General features: G+C 46.1%; 17 protein-coding genes and 2 pseudogenes. 17 read left to right on the top strand and 2 right to left on the bottom strand.

What is annotated here, in order from left to right:
• Positions 1-23: 23 nt before the first annotated feature.
• The gene (locus ACIHKT_RS06750) at positions 24-2162 is read right to left on the bottom strand and encodes an RNA degradosome polyphosphate kinase (protein ID WP_086036069.1); all 2139 of its coding nucleotides are present in this window, start codon (positions 2160-2162) and stop codon (positions 24-26) included.
• Between the two features lie 33 nt (positions 2163-2195).
• A complete protein-coding gene (locus tag ACIHKT_RS06745) occupies positions 2196-3743 on the bottom strand; it encodes a hypothetical protein (protein WP_086036067.1) in 1548 nt (515 codons plus the stop codon).
• A gap of 267 nt (positions 3744-4010) precedes the next feature.
• Here ACIHKT_RS06745 and ACIHKT_RS06740 point away from each other — a divergent pair, with 267 nt between their 5' ends.
• From ACIHKT_RS06740 to ACIHKT_RS06660, 17 genes and pseudogenes are all read left to right on the top strand, one after another.
• The gene (locus ACIHKT_RS06740) at positions 4011-4835 is read left to right on the top strand and encodes a carbon-nitrogen hydrolase family protein (RefSeq protein WP_086036066.1); all 825 of its coding nucleotides are present in this window, start codon (positions 4011-4013) and stop codon (positions 4833-4835) included.
• Between the two features lie 68 nt (positions 4836-4903).
• A pseudogene (locus tag ACIHKT_RS06735) lies at positions 4904-5044 on the top strand (helicase); the annotation flags it as partial.
• Between the two features lie 593 nt (positions 5045-5637).
• Complete coding sequence (locus tag ACIHKT_RS06730) at positions 5638-6501, top strand: DUF3991 domain-containing protein (RefSeq protein ID WP_236858921.1); 864 nt, start codon at positions 5638-5640, stop codon at positions 6499-6501.
• A 95-nt stretch (positions 6502-6596) separates the two neighbouring features.
• The gene (locus ACIHKT_RS06725) at positions 6597-7220 is read left to right on the top strand and encodes a hypothetical protein (RefSeq protein WP_086036064.1); all 624 of its coding nucleotides are present in this window, start codon (positions 6597-6599) and stop codon (positions 7218-7220) included.
• Positions 7221-7289: 69 nt separating this feature from the next.
• Positions 7290-7604, top strand: coding sequence for a type II toxin-antitoxin system Phd/YefM family antitoxin (locus ACIHKT_RS06720; RefSeq protein WP_086036063.1), 315 nt, complete (start codon positions 7290-7292; stop codon positions 7602-7604).
• Complete coding sequence (locus tag ACIHKT_RS06715; RefSeq protein WP_174403117.1) at positions 7547-7912, top strand: helix-turn-helix domain-containing protein; 366 nt, start codon at positions 7547-7549, stop codon at positions 7910-7912. Before ACIHKT_RS06720 ends, ACIHKT_RS06715 begins: the two co-directional genes overlap by 58 nt.
• Positions 7861-8751: an IS3 family transposase gene (locus ACIHKT_RS06710; protein ID WP_236849741.1), complete on the top strand. Its 891-nt coding sequence runs from the start codon at positions 7861-7863 to the stop codon at positions 8749-8751. Before ACIHKT_RS06715 ends, ACIHKT_RS06710 begins: the two co-directional genes overlap by 52 nt.
• A gap of 440 nt (positions 8752-9191) precedes the next feature.
• Positions 9192-9506: a hypothetical protein gene (locus ACIHKT_RS06705; protein WP_086036062.1), complete on the top strand. Its 315-nt coding sequence runs from the start codon at positions 9192-9194 to the stop codon at positions 9504-9506.
• 270 nt (positions 9507-9776) lie between these two features.
• Positions 9777-10054: pseudogene (locus ACIHKT_RS06700) on the top strand (transposase).
• Positions 10055-10113: 59 nt separating this feature from the next.
• Positions 10114-10452: an IS3 family transposase gene (locus ACIHKT_RS06695; protein ID WP_157659010.1), complete on the top strand. Its 339-nt coding sequence runs from the start codon at positions 10114-10116 to the stop codon at positions 10450-10452.
• On the top strand, positions 10453-10845 hold the full coding sequence (locus ACIHKT_RS06690) for a DDE-type integrase/transposase/recombinase (RefSeq protein ID WP_174193651.1): 393 nt from the start codon (positions 10453-10455) through the stop codon (positions 10843-10845).
• 594 nt (positions 10846-11439) lie between these two features.
• Positions 11440-11643 (top strand): DUF5320 domain-containing protein, encoded by a 204-nt coding sequence (locus ACIHKT_RS06685; RefSeq protein ID WP_086036060.1) that lies wholly within the window; start codon positions 11440-11442, stop codon positions 11641-11643.
• Positions 11644-11701: 58 nt separating this feature from the next.
• Entirely contained in the window at positions 11702-12079 is a 378-nt protein-coding gene (locus tag ACIHKT_RS06680; RefSeq protein WP_086036059.1) for a DUF134 domain-containing protein, read from the top strand.
• On the top strand, positions 12076-12438 hold the full coding sequence (locus ACIHKT_RS06675) for a NifB/NifX family molybdenum-iron cluster-binding protein (protein ID WP_086036058.1): 363 nt from the start codon (positions 12076-12078) through the stop codon (positions 12436-12438). Before ACIHKT_RS06680 ends, ACIHKT_RS06675 begins: the two co-directional genes overlap by 4 nt.
• On the top strand, positions 12435-13274 hold the full coding sequence (locus ACIHKT_RS06670; protein ID WP_086036057.1) for a 4Fe-4S dicluster domain-containing protein: 840 nt from the start codon (positions 12435-12437) through the stop codon (positions 13272-13274). The genes ACIHKT_RS06675 and ACIHKT_RS06670 overlap by 4 nt, the downstream gene beginning before the upstream one ends.
• Entirely contained in the window at positions 13271-14158 is an 888-nt protein-coding gene (locus ACIHKT_RS06665; RefSeq protein WP_086036056.1) for an ATP-binding protein, read from the top strand. The genes ACIHKT_RS06670 and ACIHKT_RS06665 overlap by 4 nt, the downstream gene beginning before the upstream one ends.
• Positions 14159-14398: 240 nt before the next feature.
• The gene (locus tag ACIHKT_RS06660) at positions 14399-14773 is read left to right on the top strand and encodes a NifB/NifX family molybdenum-iron cluster-binding protein (RefSeq protein ID WP_086036055.1); all 375 of its coding nucleotides are present in this window, start codon (positions 14399-14401) and stop codon (positions 14771-14773) included.
• Positions 14774-14943 lie beyond the last annotated feature (170 nt).

Below are 14943 nucleotides of genomic sequence, written 5' to 3'. Positions count from 1 at the left end.
GTGAAATACAGAGATGCGCCTTCTCAGCCATCTGTTTTCGCAGGGCTTAAAAGCGGGTGGAAGGGCTTGCTGCGGTCCTGCTCGGCAAGCCGATGCACAGCCTGCCGTGCCAGCTGACTGAATGCAATTTGGCAGTTGCAGGCAGTCTTGCCGCGCCGGTCAATGTGCTCATATTCCTTATTGCTCTTCATTCGGCGGGCGTTGATGTTGTCGTGCAGCATCAGGTCCAGAATATCGAAGCTGCGCTGTTTGAGATCCGGGTCCTCGATGGGGAAGACCAGTTCCACGCGGCGGTCAAGGTTACGGGGCATCCAGTCGGCACTGCCCATATAAATTTTCGGGTCACCCGCATTTTCAAAGCGGAAAATGCGGCTGTGCTCCAGCAGTTGCCCAACAATGCTGATGACCTGAATGTTGTCACTGACGCCGGGAATGCCGGGAATCAGGCAGCAAATGCCCCGCACAATTAACTGTACGGGCACACCGGCCTGGCTTGCCTTGTACAGCAGGGAGATAATTGCAGGGTCCACCAAAGAATTCACTTTCGCGGTAATGCCGCTGGGCAGGCCCTGGCGGGCGTTTTCGGTTTCACAGCGAATGCGGTACTCGAAGAAACTGCGCAGGCCGTGGGGAGCCACCAGAAACTTGTTGTACTCCGGCGGGCGGCTGTAGCCTGTCAGCACATTAAACAGGCTGCTGGCGTCAATGCCGAAAGGTTCTTTGCAGGTGAACAAGCCAATATCTGTATAAATTTTGGCGGTGCTGTCATTGTAGTTGCCGGTGCCCATGTGCAGGTAGCGGTGAATGCCGTCTTCCTCACGGCGGACGACCAGCGCGATTTTACAGTGCGTTTTCAGTCCTGCCAAGCCGTAAATGACATGGCAGCCGGCCTTTTCCAGCTTTTTTGCCCAGTTGATGTTGTTTTCCTCGTCAAAGCGGGCTTTCAGTTCCACCAGAACGGTTACCTGTTTGCCGTTTTCGGCGGCCTTGATGAGTGCCGCAATAATAGGGGAATGGCCGCTGACACGGTACAGCGTCTGCTTAATGGCCAGTACGTTTTCATCTTCGGCGGCCGCACGGATAAAGTTTACCACAATATCAAAGCTTTCATATGGGTGATGGACCATGCGGTCCTTGTCCCGAATGGCTTCAAAAATATCGGTATAGCCCCAGAAATCCGTCGGCGGATAGACCGGCACAATGGGTTTGAAGCACAGGTTTTCACAGCCGGGCAGGTTTGCAAATTTAGAGAAAAACGTGAGGTCCAGCGGGCCGGGCAGTTCGTAGATGCTGTGTTTGTCCACGTCCAACATTTCCAGCAGAAAATCCCGAATGGCGGGGTCACACTTCTGCAGCAGTTCCAACCGGACGGGTGCACCGCGTTTGCGCTTCTTAATGGATTTCTGTACTTCCATCAGCAGGTCGTCAGATTCCTCATCAATGTCGAGGTCGCTGTCACGTGTAATGCGGAACGGACAGCACGCCCGAATGTCCCGTGCCTCAAACAGGTGCTCCATGCCATGCATGATGGCATTTTCCAGCAGGACAAAGCAGCGTCCCTCTTTGCCGGGCAGCTCCAGATAGCGGGGAAGAATGGACGGCACCTGCACAACGGCAAAGCAGTCCTCTTCGCCTTCTTTTCCCGCCAGTCGCACCGCAATGTTCAGGCTTTTGTTGGAGAGAAACGGGAATGGGCGACTGCGGTCCACTGCCAGCGGCGTAAGCACCGGAAACAGAATTTTATGAAAATACTCTGAAATGTACTCCAGCTGGTCTGAGTCCATTTCTTCGGGGGAAAGGAAGCGAATGCCCTCTTTCTTAAGGGCCGGCAGAATAGAGCGGTGCAGGCAGGAATACTGCTTGTCAGTGAAGGTGTGTATTTTTTCGGAAAGCGTACGGTACAGTTCCTTCGGCGTCAGGCCACTGGGGTCCGGATTGTGATATTTGCTGTTGATTTGGTCCAGGACACCGGCCACACGCACCATGAAGAATTCATCCAGGTTGCTGGCGGTAATGGACAGAAAACGTACGCGTTCCATTATGGGGTTTTCCTTTTCAAAGCATTCTTCCAGAACACGCGCGTTAAAGTCCATCCAGCTTAACTCCCGGTTGTAGTAGGGCATTGGCTGGGATTCTGTTTTTACGGCGGATTTGTCGTTCATTTTTGGTTCCTCCGTTTGTTTGCTTTTATAAGGTTAAATAAGGGTTTGCTTAATTTTCAGTACTGGAGAAAGGCCGAACACTTCTTTAAAGAAAACGGAGCACTGCTCGAAAGCCCAGTTTTCCAGGTAGATGTTCTGGTTGGTTTCGGCGGTCACGATCATTTGGTCATCCATCAACCGCACTTTAATAGAATGTATTTTTTGCTTATGGGAAGTATCCAGCGCGTTGGCAAGGCGGAAAATCGCTACCAGTTTGGCAATGACTGTGCGTTCGGATTCCGGCATGGAAATGTACTCCACTTTACGAAAATCAGGTACAGAATATTCGTTGTAGCAGGCCACATATGCTGTCCGCAAAAGACCGCGGCTGGTGATGCCGTAGATATCAGTTTGGCGAATAATGTCAAAGCTTGCCTCCAAATGGTCCTTGACCGAAACATAGTGGCCGCACTCATGCAGAATAGCGGCAAGCTCCAGTTCCAGCCGCTGTTCTTTTCCCAGACCGTGCAGGGGCTTCAGGCGGTCAAACATCGTGCAGGCAATTTGACGGACGGCGTCCGCATGGGCACGGCTGCAGCGGTATTTGTCCGCAATGCGGCTGGCACAGGAGATAGCGTTGGTACGCACATAGGCGGTGTATTCGGTCCGGCTTTTTGCCTGCAGCAGCTGCCGCATCAATGCGTCCCACAGACTGACCTTCGGGGAAAACACCTGCTGTGCCGTGGCACCGCGAATGAGCTGCATATAGATTGCCAGCGCAGAATATAAAATTTCGGCGGAGTTCTCTGTTACGCCGAACTCCTGTGCGATTCTGTCCGGGCGAAGGGTGCGTACATGTGCGTACAGTGCCTTTATTTTTTGAACGGGAATGATGAAAATGCCTTTCTTTTCTTCTACACCGCAGAGTTTGGCAATCAGCTTCATGTCATTGCCGGTCAGAATAATATTGTGCAGGTCAAACTGCGCCATGTTTTGGTAGACAAAGATAGACCTCAGATATTCTTCCACCACCGTACTGAAATCTTCCGCCTGTTCCTGTACGCTGCCCAGCATATCGTGCAGTTTCAGTGCACCTATAGGCAGGTTCTGGGAGTAGACCATGGCGCTGCCGTCATACACAGCGGTGCCGATGGTGCCGGAGCCGATAAAGGCAAACAGGGAACAGCCCGGCTGCATGACGCCGGCGTTCTGCAGTGCCGTGAGAATCTCCGAATAAATCAGCGTCTTTTCCTCGTCTGCTTCCAGAACGTCTACGTGCAGATTATTCTGTACTTTCAGCTGGTCCAGCACAAAGCCGCGGTTTTCCGCTTCTCGCAGTGCCGTGGTGGCCACTGCCCGGTACTGCGTAATGCCATATTCTTTCATCAGGGAGGTAAAACCTGCCAGTGCATGACTCATTTCCCGGAAACATTCAAAGCTGATTTTTCCTTTGGTGAAAACCTCGTGGCCCAATGCCAGCGGGTAGGCAAGCCGGTCCAGTTCGCAGATTTTCCCTTTGCACAGCTGGGCGATACGCAGCCGCAGCTCACTGGAACCAATATCAATCACCGCCGCTGCTTTCGGATATTTGCGTTTGTTCATTTCTGTATCGCCTGCCCTTAAACAATGTTTTGCGTGTCTGCTATCTATATTATATAATAATCCGTATGGGGATTCAGAAAAATCATGTAAAAGATTGTAAACCCTGCTGTGTACCGGTGCTTTTTCTGGTTTTCCTCTATAGCTAGATTATACCAATTCTTTTGCGGCGGGGCAAGAAGAATCTTCGGCTTTTTAACCCCTTTTTGCCAGCATAAAGGGCGCACTTTCATATCTATGTAGTATCTATGCAGAAGGAGGAACAGTGAAATGAAACTGGCACTGATACAGATGATAGTCCAGCAGGATAAACAGAAGAACTTAAACCATGCGGCGGCCATGGTAGAGCAGGCGGCCCAAAGCGGCGCACAGATGGCTGTGCTGCCAGAGATGTTTGTCTGTCCATACGAAAACAAGTCGTTTGTCCGAGCAGCGGAGAAAAAAGGTGACCTCATCTGGCAGACACTATCCCGCATGGCATCCCAAAACCACCTGTGGCTGGTGGGCGGCAGTTTTCCGGGAGAAGCAGACGGTTGCCTGTACAACAGCTGCTTTATTTTTCAGCCGGACGGCAGGCAGGCCGCGTGCCACCGAAAGCTGCACCTGTTTGATATTGCTGTGGAGGGTGGGCAATCTTTTCGGGAGTCCGATACCTTTTCTCCCGGCAGCGAGATAACCGTGTTTGATACCGCGTATGGAAAAATCGGTGTGTGTATCTGCTTTGACTTTCGTTTTCCGGAACTGGCGGGCCTCATGCAGCGGCAGGGTGCCCGTCTGCTGATTGTTCCCGCTGCCTTCAATATGACGACCGGCCCGGCGCATTGGGAGCTGCTGTTTCGTCAGCGTGCCGTGGACAATCAGCTGTTTACGGCCGGTGCGGCACCTGCACGGGACGAAATGGCTCCGTACGTTTCTTACGGCAATTCCATTCTCTGTTCACCGTGGGGCGATGTGCTGGCCCGTGCCGGCAGCGGGGAGGAAATGCTGTTGTACGAGATTGACTTTGCTGGGGAAGAGACGGTCCGCCGCCAGCTGCCGCTGCTTTCAGCCCGAAGGGAAGACCTGTATACCCTGCGGCAGACCGGCCAACAATAAAACATATGCAAATACAACAAAAAAGCCGCAGGTCAAAAACCTGCGGCTTTTCGTGGCGGAGAGGACTATGGCGGCCGGCGGATCTGCAGCAGCGGGAAGGACGTATTCTGCGGCAGGGAAATGAGAACAAAAAGGTGAAAATATTCCGCTATGTTACAAAAGATACTTTTGATGCCTACAGTTGGTCAATAATTGAAAACAAGCAAAAAGTGCGCCCAGACGCGGTGCAGTGAGAAGTTAAGGTCAAACCACGCAAGACAGCGCGTGAAGCAACCTGCCTAACCGAAAGGCGAAAGCCGACACGGGAACATAGCACGGCAGGAAAGCGGTAAGTCACCCAAAGGCAATCGGGTGCGACTGAACCGCAATGCTAAGCGGATATAAGGATAAAACTGTGTTTGTTGAAGGCAAGTTTCGAGTTTCAGTTTTGTTTTTGACGGAGGAAAGTGCCTGAAACCTCTGACACGAGTACAATCGTATAAATTTTTGGTACGATTGGTTGTCAATAACTCGTGTAACACGCGGGAGAACCCGTAGTAAAGAAACGAAAGCCTATCCGATAACCCGCAATACCAACTCACTGTGCTAACTGGGGATTGCCTAAGTCGGAACGACTGAAAAGTCTATGCGTAATGCCGCAAGGCGAAAAATCTCAAGACGAAAGTTTAGAGAGATGACGTTGAATATCCGATATGGCAACGGAGCCGCCATAGTAGTCCGAGGTTGGGAAAGCCAGCCACATGGCGAGGGGCGGCAGTTACGGCGAGCCAAAATTGAAAGAAATTAGGGAGGAAAACCTCAAATGGCAGAAATGCTACCAACAATGGAGATTTTGGAGAATATCAGAAAGAACTCAAGCAAAAACAAGGACGAAGTGTTTACGCGGCTATACCGCTATATGCTTCGCAAAGACCTGTACTATGCTGCGTACAAGAATCTGTACGCGAACAATGGAGCGTCAACCCAAGGCGTAGATAGTGATACGGCGGATGGTTTCGGCGAGGAGAAGATCCAAAATATTATCCAATCCCTTGCCAATGAAACCTATCAGCCTAATGCAGGTTCGGACACACATATACGGAAATTTTTGAAACAGTTTGGTGTGTCGGATCATGTGATTACTAGGTGCATAAAAGAAAATCGGTTGTATGAGGATAAAGTACATCATGCAATTTTTATTCAGCATGATTTGAATGGAAATACCGTTGCAGCAAAAAAATATTCTACACTTTCCGGCTATACTGGCTGGGTGAAGAACAGTGATGAAAGTGCGGGATGGATGGTTAAAAATGATGCTCATACCTTGTTCGTTACGAACACACCGGTTACAGCTATGCGTGCAATGAGCCAGTATGAAAAAATGGCGAAAAATGCAGATTTCCTTGCAGTAGGAAAACCCGGTGAAAACGAACCTGCAGACAGTATCAGCAGGCAGGAGTCAAAAATTGTGAATGTCATTATGGGGAGTCCTGAGATTCAAGAAGTTGAAATTGAATCATCAATGCCAAATTCACAGGGATTAGTTGATTCGATAAGAAAGTCATTTCCGGAAAAAGACTGTCATGTGATAACATTAAAACCTGTACAAAAATCAGCTGAAAAGGAAAATATACAGCCCGGCAATAACCTTCTCATACAAGCTGATTCATTAAGTCCGTCGCTTTGAGGTGAAAAATGAATGTTTTTAATTGCCGCCCCCGTAAAAAGGGGCGTTTTTTTTAGAAACAGGTCTATAATTAAAATATATGAGGTGAATAAGCTATGAGTGAAGAAATGGAGAATCGGCAGATTGTCATCAATCCGGATGATCCGGAATCGGTGAAGGAACTTGCAGATTTTGTTGATGCAGTCATGCAGAAAGTCGAACAGAAACGTAAAGAACAACGTCGTGCCAACATTGAAAAGAATATTGCATATAGGAAGCAGTTCATAAAAAAATGCCTTGAAAAATACGCAGAATGGAAGTCAATATCAACAATCAATTCGGCTGAGTTTGAAAATGACCGGCAGTGCTTATCTGTCCTAAACAAAACAGGCAGTGCAGACGACATTTCAAGAGTAATTGCAAAAATTGACTGTGATCCTGCACTTCGGAATTCTATTGTTGTGCAGCTTGAAAAACTTCTTGAAACTTACGGTGCCGAGTGTGCCTATATTGGAAAAAGTACATCAGAGAGAAAATACAATGTGCTGAAAGCGTATTACTTTACGATTCCACGGATTAAAATGCCGGACATCATTAAATTGTATCAGACAGAGTTTGGCAGGATCAGCAGCAAAACCAGTACAGTTATGGTTGACAGGCACACAATTTACCGCGACCTGCGAAATGCAATAAACGATTTTTCGGATTTGTTTTGGGGAGTGTATAATCTTTTTTGTTAAATGCTTGTATTGACATAATAGACATATAGGAATACAATAGTGGCAAAATAAGCATACGGGGGTGCATATATGAAATCCTTACCGTCAAGAGAACTGCGTAACAGTTACCAGAAAATAAGCGAATACTGCCACAAAACGCATAAACCTATTTGTGTTACCCTGAATGGCTGTGATGATTTAATTGCAATGGACAGCGAATCTTATGAGCACATGATGGATTTGCTTGCCTTGGCACAGCAGCTTACATCGGCCAAAGAGGAAAGAGAAGTGAACTGCACCCCATTTGTTAGACAGTATGATATACTGAAAACAAATGGGGTGTTTTTATGCCAAAAGGTAAAGCAAAGAAACGATACACAGGAGAATTCAAACAGCAGGTTGTAGAAGCTATGCAAACAGAGAAACTCAGTTACAGTGAAGCAGCACGGCAGTTTCACGTGTCTGACCATAAAAGCGTTGCTCAATGGGAACGAATTTATCTGGAAGAAGGACCAGAAGGGCTATATGTGGAACGCCGTGGTCGAGCCAGTGCTGCAAGCGGCACTCAGAAAGAACGCAACCCAAAGCTGAACAAAAAGGTAGAAGAAGATTTGATTGCAGAAAACCAACGGCTGCGTGCAGAGGTAGATCACTTAAAAAAATTGAATGCCTTGGTTTTGGAAGAGGAACGCCGCGACAAAAGGCGCAAGTGATCTGGGAACTAAGGCATAAACACAAGATTTCACTACTAATTGAAGTATCCGGTTTGCCGCGATCAACCTATTACTACTATGCCAAGCGTAGAATGCAACCGGATAAATACAGCGAAATCAAAGAACAGATCACTGAAATCTACCATGAAAACAAGGGGCGCTATGGTTATCGCCGTACCACAGATGTTCTGCACAGTAGAGGATACTGCATCAATCACAAAACCGTCCAGAGGTTAATGAAGCAGCTTGGACTCGTATGCCGAGTGAGAATGAAGAAATATCGTTCTTACAAGGGTGAGGTGGGTAAAATTGCTCCAAATCTGCTGAAACGGGACTTTGAAGCAACGACACCAAATCAGAAATGGGTAACCGATGTGACCGAATTTAGCCTGTTCGGGCAGAAAGTGTATTTGTCACCGATTCTGGATTTGTGCAGCAGGGATATTGTCAGCTACACCATTTCGGACAGGCCGGTTTTGTCGATGGTAACGGAAATGCTGGACAAAGCATTTGAGAAAATTCCCGATGGTACACAACTTATTCTCCACTCCGATCAAGGCTGGCAGTACCAACACAAGCGGTATCGAAAAGTGCTTGCCGAGAAAGGAATTCAACAAAGCATGAGCCGCAAAGGGAACTGCCTTGATAACGCTGTAATGGAAAATTTCTTTGGCTTGCTTAAAAGTGAACTGCTGTATTTGCAGGAATTCGACTCAATCGACCAGTTCAAGGACGAACTCGTAAACTATCTGGATTACTACAACAACCGCCGTATCAAAGCAAAACTTAAGGGCTTGCCGCCCGCTTTACATAGGCAACAAGCCCTTTCGGTTGCTTGATTTAAAATATTGTCTAACTTTTTGGGGTCAATTCAAACTGAAAGAGCTGGCCAATTATGCCGAGTTTAAAGAAAAGAACCATATGGATATTTCAAAATTCAAGTATCATCAGAATATGAAAAAAAGCTGTTGGATATTTTGCAGAACGATATTTTACCGCTGCGTGACAGCAACTGATCGTGTATCTGTATGATAAGAAACTGCAAAACGTGACGATCCATGGATACATTTTAAAGTAAGCCTTTCTCTCTATCAAATCAAGAAAGGCTCAATGGCTCAGATCCCCATTTTGCAGGAGTTCTGATGGCTTGTCTATTTACTTTTGCGAACATCACATACTTTATCTAACAATGCCGATTGTATTATAAAATGGGCAATACCATTGAAGTCGTATCAACGCCCAAAATAAGAAGCGGAATGGTAAAAATGAAGGTGTAATCTTGGTGGATAAGAATACAACCGGTAAGATTAAGCAAGAACTTACCAAACAGGAAAAAGTTGTTTCTCTCTTCAAATTCATTGAAGAAATAAATAAGTTGAAGCAGAAGATAGTGCTCCGGGTATCTGATTATCCATGGTGGTATTCCATTAACGATCTTCCTGATGATTCCGAGAACATTAAAGTTTATTATCGGGATTATGCAGAAGAGGACTCAGAGACTGGTCCCAATACTCTGCTGCCTGTGCATAAGCCTGAATTTCAGAGCTGTCCCGAACCTGATCTCAGGTTTGAAGAATGGCTGGATCAGGGCTGAAATGATTATTGTTACAAAGCTAAAACAAAAGAATTCGTTCTCCATTCTCGTGACCAGATACAGGCTCAAGAAGAACTCTCAGAAGCGGATCAAGAGCGCATCAATAAAGAGAATCAAACTTTTAAGGAATTTTTCACCGATGACCCAGAGCGGGTTGAGGTATATAAGGCCTGGTCTTCTAAGCGAAATGTCTGGGCGGAAAAGCAGAGACTGCTTACTAAGACGTGGGATTTCTTTTCTGAACTCTACAAAACAAGTATCGATCTGAAAATGGGGAAATACGACAAGGAATTTAAGGAAGAAGCGGTTAAACTCTCGGACGGGGTTGGAATCAAACAGGCGGCTGCGCAACTGGGAGTGGCATATTACACGTTGTCGGAATGGCGGCAGAAGCGTAAGGCATATGGTGATCATGCTTTTGTTGGCAGCGGGATTCGCCGCTGAACGAGAATGAGCGCAGGCTGATGAAAGAAAATGCTGAATTGCGCAAAGCTAATGAGATTCTCAAAGATGCACTCGGCTTTTTCGCAAAAGACCGGAAGGAGTAAAAGCGGAACGGCTTTATGAATATATCACGTTGCGCAGGACAAAATTCAGTGTTCATGCGATGTGCCGCGTACTCAAAGTAAGTGAGTCCGGGTACTACCAAAGTCTTTTTCATGTCTGCGAACCGAGACCATGGCAACTGCTTTTGGTCAAAATCAAACAGGTTTATACACGACATCCAAATAACGACAACTATGGAGTGAATCGCATTCGACTCGTGCTAAAGCAAAACGGTATCTCTGTGAGTAAAAGCACAGTACGGCGCGCTATGAAAAAAGGCGGTCTTATTAAAACTTCGCCGCGCCATTCCGGCAGCTTGACCGAATCAGACGCCGATGCGCAGAAAGCCGACAACCTGATTGTACGGAATTTTACTGCTGATGCCCCAAATCGGAAGTGACTGACCGATATTACTCAGATTCCATGCCGAGACGGCAAGCTGTATATTGCTCAGGTTCTGGATTGCTATAATGGTGAGATTGTAGGACTCGCCATGGATGACAACATGAAAAAAGGTCTGTGTATTAAAGCATTCGAATCTGCCTGTCGATCACAGTCTGCTGTCGGTATGATCCTCCATAGCGACCGGGGAAGCCAGTTTACCAGCGCCGCATTCAGAAACGTTTTGGCCCGGCATGGTGCTATCCAAAGCATGAACGGAACCGGATGTTGCTACGACAATGCCAGAATGGAAAGCTTTTTCGCCACGTTGAAAAAGGAAAAGCTCTACAAAATAAAGACGGAACAGTTGTCCATGGCTCAGGTCAAAGCATTGTGCTCCGGTACATCATGACATATTACAACCGTATTCGAATTTATACTGGCAATCCCGGCGGGCTTCCTCCTGCTATGTATCGTCAGGCTGCAAGAGGGGTAGCTGCTTAATCAGATATTTTGGGGTGTTCATACTCTGCACAGTTCTTGACTTTTCCAAGAGGCTTCAAATGCCTAACACACTTACAAAACAGAAAAGCTAGGAAATCCGCAGATTCCCTAGCTTTTCTGATGGAGCTGTTAACGCGATTCGAACGCGTGACCTCATCCTTACCAAGGAAATATGAAAGCAAATCAAGAATTTATATACTGTTAATGAACGTGAAAAACCAGCAATGCTCAAACTTTAGAAATTTTTAATTGCCATCGTTGAAGAAAATGAGCGTTTAAATCTAATTGATTGGATAACGAATAGTCAAATGTAGACTGCATCACCAACTCACATTCATTTCAGATGAAAAAACTTATCAATTGCCATAACGTCTATTTACGTTACTGTAGGTAAAATTATTTTGTCATATGTCAATATTATTATTGACATATGACATTTACTATGCTAATATAAAATTAATAAATAACATATGTCATAAATAACGTAAGGGAGGTAAATAATATGCCGGGAATAGATAGAACAGGCCCCATAAGATTTGGCTCAAGAAGTGGTTTTGGACGCAGAATGCGCTGCTACCATAGTTTTGAACGTGGTAGGGGCTTCTATTGTACGATGGTGAAAGACACAAAACAGGAACTACTGGCGAGAAAGACCATGTTGCAAAACAGCCTTACAATCATTGAAGAACAATTATCAAAGATGTAAGGCAAGCTGGAGGTTTACAAGGATGTTTCTTCGTCCTTGGTTAGCAAGGAGGTAGACAATGCCAAGACCTAAAAAGTGGCGAAAAGTTTGCTGTATGCCACGTAACACTGAGTTTGTGCCGGTTGGAATGAACTTTCAATCTGACGATACGGTAGTGATGACAGTGGATGAATATGAGACAATACGTCTCATTGACCATGAAAACTTTACCCAAGAGGAATGTGCTGGGTATATGAAGATTGCCCGCACCACAGTACAGCAGATTTACAATCATGCCAGACAGAAGCTATCCGTCTTACTAGTAGAGGGCAAGCCACTTGTAATTAGAGGTGGCGAATATCAACTTTGTGATGGTAACGAGCCCTATTGTAGATGTGGCGGTTGCCAACGTAGCCGTCGTGGTTGTAGACAAACGGAGGAAGGAGATAATTCATGAAAATAGCAATTCCTGTAGATGAAAATAAAGCGGAAACATCTGTTTGTGTTTCCTTTGGAAGAGCACCGTATTTTATGCTTTATGATACTGACAATAATCAAATGGACTATATCATTAATACTGCCACCGAGGCACAGGGCGGTGCGGGACTGAAAGCTGCTCAACTATTGGTGGACAACGGTGCCGATATTCTGCTCACTGTTCGTTGTGGACAAAATGCAGCCGATGTACTGAAGGCAGCGAATGTGAAAATTTATAAGACCGAATACTCCGGCTTAAATGAAAATCTTGCTGCATTTTGGGAGGGAAAGCTTACGCTCATGACGCAGTTTCACGCGGGCTTTCATGGAAACCAATGAAGGTAGCAGTTCTGAGTGGGAAAGGCGGTACGGGCAAAACCTTTGTGTCTGTGAATCTAGCAGCAGTAGCGGGTAAATCCACCTATATCGACTGCGATGTTGAGGAACCAAACGGGCGACTGTTTTTTAAGCCGGAGAATGTGACAACGCAAACCGTTAACATTCGGTTGCCCGCTTTTAGTGGTTCAAAATGTACCGGTTGCCGGAAATGTGTGGAATTCTGTCACTTCAATGCGCTGGCCTTCGTAAAGAACAAACCCCTGTTGTTTTCTGAGGTCTGTCATTCCTGTGGCGGATGTGCATTAATATGCCCCGCTAAAGCCATCACTGAAATGGAAAAGTCAGTGGGTATTGTGGAGTGCGGAGAATTCGGCGATATTCACGTAGTTACCGGTTGTATGAATTTGGGTGAAGCATCCGGTATTCCAATTATCAAAGCTGCACTTACCCATGTTGGGGAAATGGACGAGTTGACCGTAATTGACTGTCCTCCGGGCAGTGCTTGCTCGGTTATGGAGAGCGTACAAAATGCTGACTATTGCTTAATCGTTGCAGAGCCAACAGCTTTTGGATTGCACAATTTTAAAATGGTCTACGAGCTTGTACAGCTGCTTCATAAACCCTGCGGAATGGTTATTAACAAGGTGGACAACGAGTTCAATAGGTTGGATGAATTTTGTGCACAAAATGGTATTCCGGTGCTGTGTCGCATTCCATACAGTAAGACGCTTGCGGAGCTTAGTGCTAAGGGAAAGATTGCCTCTTTGCACAGCGATGAAATCGCCACACAGTTTCACACTCTTCTTGCTGATGTGAGGGAGGTGGCTAAGCTATGAAAAAACTGCTGATTCTTAGTGGAAAGGGTGGTACGGGGAAAACTACCGTTACTGCCGCTTTCATCGACTTCCTTCATGTTGCCGCGTTTGCGGATTGTGACGTAGACGCGCCAAACCTGCATCTGGTGACAGGTGTAACTGGAATTCCGGAATGTAAGGATTACTATGGTTCTCAAAAAGCATCTATTGATCAACAAAAATGTATTGGCTGCGGAGCCTGTCGTGCCAAATGTCGCTTTGATGCTATTTCACTCAATAACGGTAAATATAGAATAAGTGAGTATGCCTGTGAGGGCTGTGGAGTTTGCCAGTATGTTTGTCCAGAAAATGCCGTAATAATGAGCAACGACATTGCCGGAGAGCAGATGCTATATCGGGATAATCGCGTTTTTTCCACGGCAAAACTGAAAATGGGTAGGGGAAATTCTGGCAAGCTGGTGACTGAAGTCAAAATGGCACTTTCAAAATCTGCGCATGATGTCGATCTTGCCGTCATAGACGGTTCCCCTGGTATCGGATGTCCAGTAATTGCCTCGGTCAGTGGTGTGGACCTAGTCCTCATCGTAGCGGAACCCTCTATTTCTGGTATCCACGATATGAAGCGTATTTTGAAAACAACGGCCGCACTCCGAGCAAAGACTGCAGTGTGCGTCAATAAATATGATACTTGCCATGAAAACGCAAATGTGATTGAGCAGTATTGCATAGAAAATTCAGTGCCTTTTGTGGGGCGTATTCCATACGACGAGCGTGCATCTGTAGCCATTAATGCAGGACACAGTCTTGCGTCCGTAGATTGCCCGGCAAGAGAGGCATTGAAAAACATGTGCAGGGATGTTATGGCTTTAATGAATTTAGAAAGCTTTGATGAGAAACATACTTGACAGACCTGACGCGTTGCCAAAACATGGTTCGTGGCAGGCTTCGGAGCGGGCACTAAGCGAATTCTCAAATGCTGGAGTATTGGGTGAAATAGGCAAGGCGATTTATGATGATTATGCCCATGGCAATTCCATTTATGACAAGGATATGTCATAAGAGAAGCATAGAGGACAACATACTGCCATTTTATAAAAATTAAAGCCGCAATTCGCGGCACAAATAACATTAATTAAGGAGAATGTATTATGAAAATCGCTGTAGCAAGTATGGGTAACATGGTAGCAGGTCACTTTGGCCACTGCGAAAATTTCAACATCTACGAAAGCACAAACGGTTCAATCACAAAGGTACAAAGCATTCCAAATCCCGGCCACAAGCCCGGATATTTGCCGAATTTCCTTGGAGACATGAATGTAGAGGTCATTATTGCCGGTGGTATGGGCGGTGGTGCCGTTGAAATCTTTAATGAACGCAATATTGAAGTCATTGTTGGTGCAGAGGGGGACGCAAAGGACGCTGCGGTGCGTTATCTGCGAGGCGAGTTGAAATCTACTGGTTCTATTTGCCATGAACATGAGTACGCAGACGAGTGCGGAGAGCATCAATCACAGAAATAAATCGACACTCAAAATTTAGGAAAATATCTCATTAAACTACTGAAAAGGCTTACTGTTTGTAAATTGCAAATGGTAAGCCTTTTTGTTTTGTCATCTACATGACTCTGAAAAGTATTTCCAAGAGGTTACTTTGTTTTAAAACTTACACAATACATATAAATATTGAAATC

The organism is Caproicibacterium sp. XB2 (assembly GCF_044880635.1).
GTDB classification, from domain to species: Bacteria; Bacillota; Clostridia; order Oscillospirales; family Acutalibacteraceae; genus Caproicibacterium; species Caproicibacterium lactatifermentans.
This window is presented reverse-complemented; position numbering and strand designations above follow the sequence as displayed.

What these genes read in the sequence shown, in the direction of transcription:
- ACIHKT_RS06745 (WP_086036067.1), bottom strand. Translation starts at nt 3,743, where the DNA reads ATGAACAAACGCAAATATCCGAAAGCAGCGGCGGTGATTGATATTGGT.
- ACIHKT_RS06750 (WP_086036069.1), bottom strand. Translation starts at nt 2,162, where the DNA reads ATGAACGACAAATCCGCCGTAAAAACAGAATCCCAGCCAATGCCCTAC.
- ACIHKT_RS06695 (WP_157659010.1), top strand. Translation starts at nt 10,114, where the DNA reads ATGTGCCGCGTACTCAAAGTAAGTGAGTCCGGGTACTACCAAAGTCTT.
- ACIHKT_RS06685 (WP_086036060.1), top strand. Translation starts at nt 11,440, where the DNA reads ATGCCGGGAATAGATAGAACAGGCCCCATAAGATTTGGCTCAAGAAGT.
- ACIHKT_RS06665 (WP_086036056.1), top strand. Translation starts at nt 13,271, where the DNA reads ATGAAAAAACTGCTGATTCTTAGTGGAAAGGGTGGTACGGGGAAAACT.
- ACIHKT_RS06720 (WP_086036063.1), top strand. Translation starts at nt 7,290, where the DNA reads ATGAAATCCTTACCGTCAAGAGAACTGCGTAACAGTTACCAGAAAATA.
- ACIHKT_RS06730 (WP_236858921.1), top strand. Translation starts at nt 5,638, where the DNA reads ATGGCAGAAATGCTACCAACAATGGAGATTTTGGAGAATATCAGAAAG.
- ACIHKT_RS06670 (WP_086036057.1), top strand. Translation starts at nt 12,435, where the DNA reads ATGAAGGTAGCAGTTCTGAGTGGGAAAGGCGGTACGGGCAAAACCTTT.
- ACIHKT_RS06715 (WP_174403117.1), top strand. Translation starts at nt 7,547, where the DNA reads ATGCCAAAAGGTAAAGCAAAGAAACGATACACAGGAGAATTCAAACAG.
- ACIHKT_RS06740 (WP_086036066.1), top strand. Translation starts at nt 4,011, where the DNA reads ATGAAACTGGCACTGATACAGATGATAGTCCAGCAGGATAAACAGAAG.
- ACIHKT_RS06680 (WP_086036059.1), top strand. Translation starts at nt 11,702, where the DNA reads ATGCCAAGACCTAAAAAGTGGCGAAAAGTTTGCTGTATGCCACGTAAC.
- ACIHKT_RS06725 (WP_086036064.1), top strand. Translation starts at nt 6,597, where the DNA reads ATGAGTGAAGAAATGGAGAATCGGCAGATTGTCATCAATCCGGATGAT.
- ACIHKT_RS06675 (WP_086036058.1), top strand. Translation starts at nt 12,076, where the DNA reads ATGAAAATAGCAATTCCTGTAGATGAAAATAAAGCGGAAACATCTGTT.